This is a genomic window from Echinicola arenosa (assembly GCF_014841125.1).
In the GTDB taxonomy this organism is placed as follows: Bacteria; Bacteroidota; Bacteroidia; order Cytophagales; family Cyclobacteriaceae; genus Echinicola; species Echinicola arenosa.
Map to the genome: position 1 here is coordinate 85,196 of NZ_JACYTQ010000004.1, position 11,768 is coordinate 96,963.

Here is an 11,768-nt window from a genome sequence, read left to right on the forward strand (position 1 = left end):
TCGGAAAAATTTGCCCGATTCCATGCAAAAAAACGCCAGAAAGAATATTATTTACTCCATCATCCTACTTTTGGTGGTTTTTCTCGTCTTTCTCTACAGACAAAATCAAAGTGCTCCTAAAGCGCCTGAGCCAGAAAAAGAGGGCAAAATGGTCATTACTGGAAAGACGATGGGAACAACATATCGTATTGTTTATTTGGACTTGGAGAACCGGGATTTTACTAATTCTGTGGACTCTCTATTGATGCGGTTTAATGAATCTCTTTCTACCTACATATCAGATTCTGAACTTAGTAGGTTTAATCAAAGGGACACTTTGGTTTTTGAATCAACTTATTTGCCTACCATTATAAAAAGAAGTAAAACCATTAACCAAGCAACTTCAGGGGCATTTGATCCAACAGTAGGTCCTTTGGTCAATGTTTGGGGGTTTGGTCCTGAAGGAGCCCAGCTAAAGGATAGTGTGCAGGTAGGCCAAATTCTGAGATTGGTGGGCTATGATAAAATCCAATTCGATGAAGAAAAGACTTGGAAGACCCAAAAAGGGGTTTATCTTGATTTTAGCGCCATTGCCAAAGGATATGGCGTGGATGTGGTGGCTGATTTCCTGGAGTCAAAAGGTGTTGAAGACATGCTGGTGGAGATTGGAGGGGAATTGGTGGCCAAAGGAACGAATGAGAATGATGAGCTCTGGAAGGTGGGTGTAAACCAGCCCAGTGATGATATCAGTTCGAATGATATATTTAGCATTATTGCTTTGGATAATCGTGGCATGGCCACTTCTGGAAATTACCGAAACTACTATTATAAAGATAGCATGAGGTATTCCCATACCATAGATCCAAAAACTGGATATCCAGTGAGTCACGGTTTATTGAGTGCGACGGTATTGGCAAAAGACTGTATGACTGCGGATGCCTTTGCCACAGCAATGATGGTATTAGGCACAGAAAGGGCCATTGAACTGGAGAAAAAACAGCCTAACTTGGATGTGTTTTTAATTTATAATGACAGTTTGGGCATGCAAACCTATGTGAGCGAAAAACTGAAGCCGTTCGTTTCTTACATCAAAGGGCAAAATTAATAAGCTATGGTCGTCAAAATTCTGGTACTTTTTTTATCTGCCTTTTTGGCGGGAATGTTAGCCTTATTTATGCCCCAATGGAAGGAAAAAAACTTCAAGATGATCCTGATCTTTGCGGGGTCATATCTCTTTTCCATTACAGTCTTACATATTCTTCCTGAGCTTTTTGCCAATAGGGATTCTGCCTATTATATGGGGCTCTATGTGTTGATAGGTTTCTTGTTGCAGCAGGTTTTGGAGTTTCTTTCTTCAGGAATAGAACATGGGCATATCCATCATCACGGTGGAGGAAGGAATACTGTTTGGATGGTGATGATTGGACTTTCCTTGCATGCTTTTTTGGAGGGAACTCTGCTCAGTCAGCAGCCTTCTTTGACGGGACATCATCATGGAAGCGAAACATTGATGTTTGGCATTATCATGCACAAGGCACCAGCGGCATTTGCTTTAGTGGCCGTTTTATTGAGTAGTTTAAAAAAGAATCTTGTTATAGTGCTTCTACTGGTATTTGCTTTGGCTTCACCCTTGGGAATGATAAGCAGTGCTTTGCTTCAAGAGCAAAGCATCCTCACCACTGAGGCTATGGATGTGCTTTTTGGATTAGTGGCAGGAGGTTTTTTGCATATTTCTACCACCATTTTCTTTGAAAGTAGTCCCCATCATAAATTCCATTTCAAGCGTTTGTTGATAAGTTTACTGGCAGCATTGGTGGCTATTGCATCGGAGTATTTGCTATAATGAAAGGTGGTTTAGGGGCAGCTTGTTTCTGAAAATGCCTTTCCTACCATTGCTGGTACGGCAAATGGCGCATAAAGCGTTTGGCATATGACCAGTTCGTGCAAGTCTGCATCTTTCTCTGGATCATAAATTCTTACCCTATAAAATCCATCTTGGGTTATTTGGACTCCGTTTTTTGGCACTATTTTAATCACTCTAGAATAAGAAGTGCCATCATAATAGGTAATGGATTCTCCGACATTTGATGGGGATAATACTTCGATCAAGATAAAATCGGAACATTGCTCCTTTCCAATTATTTTTCCTTGGACGCATTCGGGGATCAGTTCGACCTCGTCACACCCCAAAAATAAAAAGGCAAAAAGATATAAAACGTAAAGACTTTTTTTCATCATCATTTCTGTTTGTAACCTATACGCTTATAGATTCTCTTTCGCTACATCAAGTTTTTTTAGTTTTTGATAGATGTACTGTAGTGTACTGGCAGGGTGATAAATTATTTGGCGATTTTAAGGATAATCCCTCTTTTTGTTGTTAATTGATAAGTTATAATAAAAGGTAAGGTAAATAAGGAAGCCCTTTGGTGAATCTTTGTTTGGACCGCTTAAACCTAGTAGCTTTAATTTGATAATACCCATCATAGCAAAATAGAATTATGAATCATCAAGAAAAAATGAAAGCTTATTGGAGAAAGAATGTTAAAATTCTGCTTTCACTGTTGGCTGTTTGGTTTACAGTCTCCTTTGGCTTTGGCATCATCCTAGTAGATACATTTAACAAGATTCAGGTAGGAGGTTTTAAACTTGGATTTTGGTTTGCCCAGCAAGGATCTATTTATGTTTTTGTAGTGCTGGTCTTTGTCTATGTCTGGTTGCTCAATAGATTGGATCGGGAATTTGATGTACACGAATAATTTTTCAAACCCAAAAGAAACCTAAAATGGATATTTTAACCTGGACTTATATTTTGGTTGGGCTTTCATTTGCCCTTTATATTGGTATTGCAATTTGGAGCCGGGCTGGTTCCACCAAAGAATTTTATGTAGCGGGAGGAGGAGTGTCTCCCTTAGCCAATGGTATGGCGACTGCTGCCGATTGGATGTCCGCTGCTTCTTTTATCTCTATGGCAGGATTGATTTCCTTTGCAGGATACGATGGATCCGTATATTTAATGGGCTGGACTGGAGGTTATGTTTTGTTGGCCTTGCTATTAGCTCCTTATCTGAGAAAGTTTGGGAAATTTACCGTGCCTGACTTTGTGGGTGATCGGTACTATTCCAATAAAGCCCGAGTGGTTGCCGTGATCTGTGCTTTGTTTATTTCATTTACCTATGTAGCTGGTCAAATGCGGGGAGTGGGGATTGTTTTTTCTCGATACTTGGAAGTTGACATCAATACTGGGGTGATCATAGGGATGTGTATAGTGTTTTTCTATGCAGTTTTGGGAGGTATGAAAGGGATTACCTATACGCAGGTTGCGCAATATTGCGTGTTGATTTTTGCCTTTATGGTTCCTGCTATTTTTGTTTCCATGCAACTGACTGGCAATCCTTTTCCACAACTAGGCTTGGGAGGTACTGTGGAAGATGGTACTTATTTGCTGGATAAACTGGACGGTGTATTGACAGAGTTGGGCTTCACCGCTTATACCAGTGGCCAAAAGCCCATGATTGATATGTTTGCGATTACTTTGGCTTTGATGGTGGGGACGGCTGGATTACCTCATGTGATTGTTCGTTTCTTTACGGTTCCAAGAGTAAAAGATGCCCGGCTATCTGCTGGTTTTGCCTTGGTATTTATTGCGATTTTGTACACCACAGCACCGGCAGTAGCTGCTTTTGGCATTTACAATGCCATAGATTCTGTCGCTGAGAAGCCTGTTGATGACTTGCCAAAATGGGTGGAGAACTGGAAACAAACGGAGCTGATTAAAATTGATGACAAAAATGGAGATGGTGTGGTGCAATACGTGGCAGATCCTGAAATCAATGAACTGGATATTGACAAAGACATCATGGTGCTGGCCAATCCAGAGATTGCGGAATTGCCCAACTGGGTAGTGGGCTTGGTGGCTGCCGGAGGAATGGCAGCAGCCCTTTCCACGGCTGCTGGGTTGCTTTTGGTGATTTCTACTTCTGTGTCAAGGGATTTGGTGAAAAACTTCAACCCTGGCATTTCTGACAAAAAAGAATTGATGATTGCTCGGGGAGCGGCCGCTGTAGCGGTGGTTGTAGCAGGTTATTTTGGAGTAAATCCCCCTGGCTTTGTGGCACAGGTGGTAGCTTTTGCTTTTGGCTTGGCAGCGGCGTCTTTTTTTCCGGTGATCATTATGGGGATCTTCTCCAAACGGATGAACAAAGAGGGGGCAATCGCCGGTATGCTGACTGGCTTGGTTTTTACCCTGTCCTATATTGTTTATTTCAAATTCGGTACAGAGCTTTTTGGTGTGGCACCGGAGAGTTTAGCTGCAGAGAATTGGTTGTTTGGGATTTCTCCGGAAGGAATAGGTTCATTTGGGATGTTGTTGAACTTTATAGTGAGTTTTGCGGTGTCTTTGTTTACCCCACCACCACCAGCTGAAGTGCAGGAAATGGTGGAAGAAATCAGAATTCCTCGGGGAGCTGGAGCTGCACAGGATCATTGATGGATTAAATCGCCTAATGTCTTGTTTCTAGGTTGAGACTAAAAATTATTTATTCCAATCTTCAATTTCTTGATGATACTTAATTGATAAAATATAGAAAAAATCAATTAATTGATTAGATTTAAGACCTCGTAAAAATTAAAAAGCTACAGCGTCTTTCTAAAAATATTTTCCTAACTATAAGATAGTTGTTTGAAATAATTGATTTGCTTAGGCGTTTTAGTTAGAGGCAAAATAAATTAATAATACAACCTAAAATTATAATTGCACCATGAGTGATAGAATCCACACCCTGAGTGGTTATTTTCATGAATATCAAAAAAGTGTCACCGAGCCAGAGCAATTTTGGGCGAGAGTTGCTGATTCATTTCACTGGAAGAAGAGATGGGACAAAGTGCTGGAGTGGGACTTTGAGGGTCCAGACGTGAAATGGTTCGTCAATGGAAAACTGAATATCACCGAAAATATATTAGAGCGACATTTGTTCATAATGGGAGATCGTCCGGCAATCATTTGGGAACCCAATGATCCTGAAGAAGAAGGTCGTACCTTGACTTATAAACAACTTTATCATGCCGTTTGCCAATTCTCCAATGCTTTAAAATCAAAGGGAATCGGAAAAGGGGATAAGGTCATCATTTATATGCCTATGGTGCCTGAGGCAGCTGTAGCGATGTTGGCATGTGCTAGAATTGGCGCAGTACACTCGGTTGTTTTTGCTGGTTTTTCCAGTAATGCACTTTCCGATAGAATTAATGATTGTGAAGCTAAAGCTGTCTTGACCTCTGATGGTAATTTCAGAGGGTCGAAGAAAATAGCAGTTAAAGCAGTGGTGGATGAGGCTTTGGAAAAAACCAGTACGGTAGAATCCGTCATTGTTTATCAGCGTACGAAGCAAGAGGTGACGATGAAGGAAGGCCGGGATTATTGGTGGCATGATGTCATCGACGGACAGCCTGATACCAATGAGGCAGAGGTGATGGATAGTGAGGACATGCTCTTTATCCTTTATACTTCTGGTTCCACTGGTAAGCCAAAGGGCGTGGTACATACCACGGGTGGATACATGGTATACACGAAGTATTCATTCGAGAATGTCTTCCAATACTCTCCTGGAGATGTGTATTGGTGTACAGCAGACATTGGCTGGATTACAGGCCACTCTTATATTGTTTATGGGCCACTATTGGCAGGAGCTACTTCCATCATGTTTGAGGGGGTGCCGACCTATCCTGATGCAGGAAGGTTTTGGGCAGTAGTGGACAAATATCAAGTCAATCAATTTTATACAGCTCCGACAGCCATCAGGGCTTTGGAAGCTCATGGTACAGGGCCTATTGAACCTTACAAATTGGATTCCCTAAAAGTGTTGGGATCAGTGGGTGAACCGATCAATGAAGAAGCATGGCACTGGTACCATACCCATATTGGGAAAAACCGTTGCCCAATCGTGGATACTTGGTGGCAGACTGAGACTGGAGGAATTATGGTTTCTCCATTGGCTGGGGTAACGCCTACTAAACCTGCTTATGCCACCTTGCCGCTTCCTGGTGTACAATTAGCCATTGTGGATCCAGAAGGTAAGGTGTTAAAAGGTAACTCTGTGGAAGGAAACCTTTGCATTAAATTCCCTTGGCCAGGTATGATCAGAACCACCTATGGTGATCATGAAAGATGTAAGCAGACCTATTTCTCCACTTACAAAGGCATGTATTTTACGGGTGATGGGGTGAAGCGGGATCATGATGGATACTACAGAATTTTGGGTAGGGTTGATGATGTGATCAATGTATCCGGTCACAGAATGGGTACTGCTGAAGTAGAGAACGCTATTAATGAGCACCCAAAAGTCATTGAGTCTGCCGTAGTAGGTTATCCGCATGAGGTTAAAGGTCAGGGCATCTATGCTTATGTCATCTGTGACATGAAAAACAGAACTGAGGAAAACCTCAAAGGGGAAATCAAAGATACCATCAGTAAGATCATTGGCCCAATTGCTAAGCCTGATAAAATTCAAATTGTCCCAGGATTACCAAAGACAAGGTCAGGTAAGATCATGAGAAGGATTCTGAGAAAAGTAGCCGAAGGTAGCATGGACAATATGGGAGACACTTCTACCCTTTTGGATCCAGGCGTGGTAGAAGAAATCATCAAGGGAAGAGTAGAGTAAGCTTCCTTAAAAAAATATGATTTAAGAGGCTGTCTCATAACTAGTGACAGCCTCTGTTTTATTCGGGTCGGTATCTGAGCCAATTTTCATACAGCCAAATCTCAGGCTCTTGGATTGACTTTTGAGACAGCCTCTTTTTTATGCTCAGAAGCTCATCATCCCGTTTCTGCAAAAGATGCTTTTACCTTTCCAAGCTTTTTGAGTAGATTGCCTATCTAATTGGCCACAAGGTGTACCCCATATCATGGAGTGTGCCCAAACCAAATAACCATGCCAAATGTCATTGTCAATCGGGTAAAGGAATTTCTCCATCGATTTCCTCCTTTTAGCTTTCTTTCAGACCAATTGCTGGAAAGTGTCTCCAGAGAAGTGGAGTTGATGTATTTCTCCAAAGGAGAATATATCTTCAAAAAGGGTAACCCTGCCAGCCCTCATTTTTTTGTGCTCAAAGAGGGTTCAGTGTATTTGACAGATGAGGATTCCGGGAAGATGGTTGTCAAGGATTACTGTGATGAAGGAGAGGTTTTTGGCGCATTGGCACTTTTGGGTCAACGTCCTTACGTCCTCAATAGTTATGTGGCAGAAGATACCTTACTCTATGCGGTACCCGTGGCCGTCTTTGATAAAGTACTGAAGGAGAACAGTGAGGTGAGTTTATATTTTGCGGCGGGATTTGCTGCAGGGCAAGTGGTCGTCAGGACAGACCTTTCCCAATCGCAAAAAGCCAGAAAACTGCTTAGAGATGCCTCTTCAGATCATGGTTTGTCTCTTTTTATGGAAGAGGGAAAGCTAAACTTTCCTACTGAGGTGCTCAGTTGTCAATTGGGAGTTACTGTAGGGGATGCCGCCAAGTTGATGTATGAAAAGGGAGTAGGGTCCATTGCTATTTTAAACCAACGGGGATATCCTGTCGGTATTATTACAGACAAGGACTTGCGCAACAGGTTGGTGGCAGCTGGCTTGCCCTATACCACGAAGGTAGAGGAAATCATGACCAGTCCAGTAATAACCCTGCATCATCAAAGTGATTTTCCTAGTATTTATCTGATGATGATCAAGCACCGCTTGCACCACCTCATCTTGACTGAAGATGGGACAACTGATAGTAAGATTACAGGAATAGTTTCCGATCATGATGTGTTTTTATCTCATGGGAATAGTCCTGCTGTGTTGATCCATGCTTTGATGAATACTTGGAATGTCCAAGAAATGAGGGGAATTCGAGACAGAGCGGAATCTTTGCTAGGCTATTTTCTTGAAAATGAAGTGGCCATAGATTTTGTGGCCAGCATCATGTCAGAAATCAATGATGTGATCATCAAAAGAGCGATACTATTGGCCAAGAAAAAGCTGGACAAGGATTTCGAAGAAGAAAGCAAAGTTCCATTTTGCTTCTTGTCTTTGGGTAGTGAAGGGAGGCAAGAGCAGTTGTTGCGTACCGATTTGGACAATGCCATTGTTTTTCAAGATGTACCAATAGACCAATTACCAAGGACGAAGTTATATTTTGAGACTTTGGCCCAAGAGGTGATTGAGACATTGATAGCTTGTGGATACCATCCCTGTCCAAGTGAAGTCATGGCCAATAACCCTGATTGGTGTCAACCCTTATCGGTATGGAAAAGCTATTTTCACGATTGGGTCAATTTGCCCCAAGAGGAAGCTTTGATGAAAGCCACCATATTTTTTGATTTTAGACCTGTCCATGGTCATAAGCAACTTTCGGAGGAAATGACGGCTGCTATTTATCGGATGGTGGATCAAAAGCCCTCTTTCTTAAGTTTCTTAGCCAAGAATGCTTTGCTCAATCCCCCTCCTATGGGATTTTTTAAAAATTTCATTGTAGAAAAATCCGGAGAACACCAGGACCAGTTTGATATCAAGCTCCGTGCTATGATGCCATTGGCCGATGCGGCGAGAATTTTGGCTCTGAGCCATTCAGTCTCGAGGGTGAACAATACCTTTGAGCGTTTTGAGAAGCTGGCGGAATTGGAACCTCAAAATGCTTCCTTGTACCAAGAAGCTAGAAGTGCGTATGAGATATTTTTACGCTTGAGGGCTTTGGAAGGAATAGCCTCAGGAACTTCGGGAAGGTACATCACTCCTCGTTCTTTGGGCAAGCTTCAGCGTCAATTGCTCAAAAATGCCTTCAGTCCTATACATAAGATACAGGAATTATTGACAGTTCGATTTCAAACGGATTATATTCGAAGTTAGATGACTTGGTGGGAAAGACTTTTTAAGCGGCCAATAAAGACCACAATGGTCAAACGCTACGAGGAAAAATTTGAGCAAAAAATCTCAAAGAAACTACCGATCAGCGAACTGAATTTTGTGGTTTTGGATACGGAGACTACGGGTCTGGATATTAAGAAGGATCATATTTTAGCTTTTGGAGCCATAAAAATTATTGGTAATCGTATCAAAGTAGATACCGCAAGGGAGCATTTTCTAAAGTCTTCCAAAAAAAGTGCTTCCAGCATCAAAATCCATGAAATCATTCAACCTGCCAACGCCTTGCCTTTGCGGGAATTTGTTCGAAGTTTATTGCCCTACTTGGGAAATGATATTTTGGTGGCTCATCATGCAGGGTTTGATTTGGCCATGCTTGAGAAGGCCACTCTTCCTTTTGGTTTAAGAAAAATATTAAATCCTGTAGTGGATACAGGGGACTTGGCGATAAGGCTTGAGCATGGCATTCGTTATGACCCTAGCCGAATTAATTTGAAGGATTACAGTTTGGATGCTTTATGTGATCGCTACAAGATTCCCATTCATGATCGCCACAATGCGGCAGGAGATGCATTCTTGACGGCCCAATTACTATTGAAGCTTCTAAAAGAAGCTGAAAAGAAAGGGATCAACACCTTTGGAGACTTAATGAGGTGGTGAAGTAAGGATCAAGACATTTTGAGTAAAGACAATGAAGAATTTTCAATTCTATTACAAATCAGTGGCCCAATAATCAGTCCTTTAGTTTTACGTCCACCTCACCGGTAGACCTGAGGTAAAGTCTAATATCTTCTTCTGTCGTATAAATACCTTCTACATCTAGGGCAGGCCTTTTAACACGAAATGAAGCATAATCTGTCTCAATATAACCTTGCTGCTGCAGTTCTAAGCGAGCTTCCCTGATCATGTCACCAATGGGGTAGCTAGCATATTTTTTGATTTCTTCCAAGACGGCACCTTGCTTCATCCAGCTGGCACTGCTGGCCAGTATGTTTTTAGTGTTCAGGTCAAAGTCAATTTCTTCAAAAACAATGGCTTCTCTCAAAGGGTCATAGGTAGGTTTGCCCACCAAATAAACATTTCCTGCAATGTTTTTCTTCCCATTTCGTGTGACCAAAAAGTCCACTTTTACCAATGCCTTTTCACCAAAACTCTGGGTTTGGAAGGATTTGGGTGTCAAGTCGGTTTTATTGTCCATTTTGAAGGTTTGGTTGGCCAACATTTCATTCAAGTATTTATCCAAATCCTTGTAGGGAATAGATAATGGCAAGGTTATATCAATGAAATTTCGGCTATCATCATTATAATATAGATTGGGCAAGTTGCTTAAAGTAATGTCTGGTTCACTTCCAATTTGGGTAAAGACTTCTCCTTCTATGCCAATGATCAATTGGAGCTTTTGGTCCGTGGTAAACCTTTCTTTCACTTTTATCTTATGCGGAACGGTGTAAACATAAGCGTCAAAGCCATCTTGTTCAAACTTCACCGGACGCCCATAAGCTTCCCAAGTTTTTTGCATCATATCCTTAAAACTGATGCGGCTCAGGTTATTGCCGGTAAGTTGCTCGTCCAACATTTTTTCTACATGTTCTTTAAGCATCGGCCCAAGATCAACTTCATAGCCTAATAGATTGTATTTTAAGGATCTTCCCCAACTTTCGATATTGACATTAGAAATGCCAATGTCCCAATTTCTGCCGATTTCTGGAATAAAGCTGACTCTAGGTATAATGCCTTCATCAAAAGGCACTGCAGTAGAAATCCGTTGCCCAAAGATTTTTTTTTCTATGTTGATTTTGCCTTGTAGCTTTAAAGGGAGCTCTATTTCCAATTTGTTTTGCCCAGCCGCGATCAAGGAGATATCGCCTGTTCTATTGACTTCAAGGTCAGCCAAAAGGCCATTTCCTATATTTAGCCCCTTTTCAGCATAAAGCATCTGAGCAAGCTCACTATTGAGGTTTTTCTCGATGTAGTCAAGAGGAATTTCTAATGGGATATTTACCTTGGAGATGGCATCGGGAAGGACTGTGGGCTCACCATCATATTTTGGCTTTTCAGGGTTAATGCCTTTACAGGAAAAGATCAGCAACAATAGGCTGAGCACAAATAAGTTGGTCTTCATAATTTACTTTTCAAGCTTACAAGATTAACAAATCCTTGGGAAAATGTGGAAATCTCAAGAGGGCTTTTACAATAATCATGCGTTAAATTTTATTAATAAGCTAGGATTGGGTTTGTGTGAGCTGTTTTTTGTCGATTTCCATTATCTTCGAACCAAATTAGCCCATTTTGGTGTTAAAGAGAGTTTAAAGTGAAAGATTAATCAAAGAGGAATTTATATGGCTTGGAAAGTAATTGATAAAGTAGAGCAACTCAGACATATTAAGGAAGAAAGCAAAGTGCAGCCAGTGTTGATCTTCAAACACTCTACCAGTTGCTCTATTAGTGGAATGGCCTGGAACCGCTTGCAAAGAAATTGGAAGGAAGATGACTTTAGTAAAGTCTCTCCCTATGTGTTGGACTTGTTGAGTTTCAGAGAGATTTCAAATGCCATCGCAGAGGAATTTGCTGTCGAACATGAGTCTCCACAGGTCATCTTGGTGAAAGATGGAATGGCTTATTATGATACCAGTCATATGGGAATCAACTATCAGGAAATTATCGGTCAGTTGGGATAAATCCAATTGAAATTTATCATGATGGAGGAGCTTTGGTCAAGGTATGGCGAATGCTCCTTTTTTTTGTTATTAGAGGTAAAGGCTACCTGTAAAGATTTTTTGATTGATTTTTAAATCAATTTTTTACCATTTATCCTTAAAAACCTTCAGTAGAGCAAAATAATGATCTTGCCATTAAACGTCTAATCGCTATTTCGGTCTAAAGAGCATCTAAAATTTGATG

10 protein-coding genes are annotated in these 11,768 nt (G+C 41.2%); 8 read left to right on the forward strand and 2 right to left on the reverse strand.

The genetic code is table 11. The features are described 5' to 3' along the window. Positions 1-22 precede the first annotated feature (22 nt). Positions 23-1,084 carry an FAD:protein FMN transferase gene (locus tag IFO69_RS12620; protein WP_192010482.1) on the forward strand — a complete coding sequence of 354 codons (1,062 nt, stop codon included), beginning with the start codon at positions 23-25 and terminating at the stop codon, positions 1,082-1,084. A gap of 6 nt (positions 1,085-1,090) precedes the next feature. Further along, positions 1,091-1,822, forward strand: a complete 732-nt coding sequence (locus IFO69_RS12625) for a ZIP family metal transporter (RefSeq protein ID WP_192010483.1) — start codon at positions 1,091-1,093, stop codon at positions 1,820-1,822. A gap of 11 nt (positions 1,823-1,833) precedes the next feature. Here IFO69_RS12625 and IFO69_RS12630 read toward each other — a convergent pair whose 3' ends face one another. Then, on the reverse strand, positions 1,834-2,220 hold the full coding sequence (locus IFO69_RS12630; protein WP_192010484.1) for a hypothetical protein: 387 nt from the start codon (positions 2,218-2,220) through the stop codon (positions 1,834-1,836). Positions 2,221-2,477: 257 nt separating this feature from the next. On the opposite strand from IFO69_RS12630, the gene IFO69_RS12635 reads away from it, so the two are divergent. The 5 genes from IFO69_RS12635 (at position 2,478) to IFO69_RS12655 (ending at position 9,527) form a co-directional block, all read left to right on the forward strand. Continuing rightward, positions 2,478-2,735, forward strand: coding sequence for a DUF4212 domain-containing protein (locus IFO69_RS12635; RefSeq protein WP_192010485.1), 258 nt, complete (start codon positions 2,478-2,480; stop codon positions 2,733-2,735). A 26-nt stretch (positions 2,736-2,761) separates the two neighbouring features. Further along, on the forward strand, positions 2,762-4,465 hold the full coding sequence (locus IFO69_RS12640; RefSeq protein WP_192010486.1) for a sodium:solute symporter family protein: 1,704 nt from the start codon (positions 2,762-2,764) through the stop codon (positions 4,463-4,465). 271 nt (positions 4,466-4,736) lie between these two features. Then, positions 4,737-6,635, forward strand: a complete 1,899-nt coding sequence (gene acs / locus IFO69_RS12645; RefSeq protein ID WP_192010487.1) for an acetate--CoA ligase — start codon at positions 4,737-4,739, stop codon at positions 6,633-6,635. A 270-nt stretch (positions 6,636-6,905) separates the two neighbouring features. Continuing rightward, entirely contained in the window at positions 6,906-8,852 is a 1,947-nt protein-coding gene (locus IFO69_RS12650) for a DUF294 nucleotidyltransferase-like domain-containing protein (RefSeq protein WP_192010488.1), read from the forward strand. A gap of 45 nt (positions 8,853-8,897) precedes the next feature. Continuing rightward, positions 8,898-9,527: a 3'-5' exonuclease gene (locus tag IFO69_RS12655; RefSeq protein ID WP_225444124.1), complete on the forward strand. Its 630-nt coding sequence runs from the start codon at positions 8,898-8,900 to the stop codon at positions 9,525-9,527. A 73-nt stretch (positions 9,528-9,600) separates the two neighbouring features. On the opposite strand, the gene IFO69_RS12660 is transcribed toward IFO69_RS12655, so the two are convergent. Next, complete coding sequence (locus IFO69_RS12660) at positions 9,601-10,989, reverse strand: DUF4403 family protein (RefSeq protein ID WP_192010490.1); 1,389 nt, start codon at positions 10,987-10,989, stop codon at positions 9,601-9,603. Between the two features lie 217 nt (positions 10,990-11,206). Here IFO69_RS12660 and ytxJ point away from each other — a divergent pair, with 217 nt between their 5' ends. Further along, a complete protein-coding gene (gene ytxJ, locus IFO69_RS12665; protein ID WP_192010491.1) occupies positions 11,207-11,545 on the forward strand; it encodes a bacillithiol system redox-active protein YtxJ in 339 nt (112 codons plus the stop codon). The last annotated feature ends 223 nt before the right edge of the window (positions 11,546-11,768 follow it).

Excerpts from the sequence above, each read along its gene's own strand:
- IFO69_RS12620 (WP_192010482.1), top strand. The coding sequence starts at position 23 with ATGCAAAAAAACGCCAGAAAGAATATTATTTACTCCATCATCCTACTT.
- IFO69_RS12625 (WP_192010483.1), top strand. The coding sequence starts at position 1,091 with ATGGTCGTCAAAATTCTGGTACTTTTTTTATCTGCCTTTTTGGCGGGA.
- IFO69_RS12630 (WP_192010484.1), bottom strand. The coding sequence starts at position 2,220 with ATGATGATGAAAAAAAGTCTTTACGTTTTATATCTTTTTGCCTTTTTA.
- IFO69_RS12635 (WP_192010485.1), top strand. The coding sequence starts at position 2,478 with ATGAATCATCAAGAAAAAATGAAAGCTTATTGGAGAAAGAATGTTAAA.
- IFO69_RS12640 (WP_192010486.1), top strand. The coding sequence starts at position 2,762 with ATGGATATTTTAACCTGGACTTATATTTTGGTTGGGCTTTCATTTGCC.
- acs (WP_192010487.1), top strand. The coding sequence starts at position 4,737 with ATGAGTGATAGAATCCACACCCTGAGTGGTTATTTTCATGAATATCAA.
- IFO69_RS12650 (WP_192010488.1), top strand. The coding sequence starts at position 6,906 with ATGCCAAATGTCATTGTCAATCGGGTAAAGGAATTTCTCCATCGATTT.
- IFO69_RS12655 (WP_225444124.1), top strand. The coding sequence starts at position 8,898 with ATGGTCAAACGCTACGAGGAAAAATTTGAGCAAAAAATCTCAAAGAAA.
- IFO69_RS12660 (WP_192010490.1), bottom strand. The coding sequence starts at position 10,989 with ATGAAGACCAACTTATTTGTGCTCAGCCTATTGTTGCTGATCTTTTCC.
- ytxJ (WP_192010491.1), top strand. The coding sequence starts at position 11,207 with ATGGCTTGGAAAGTAATTGATAAAGTAGAGCAACTCAGACATATTAAG.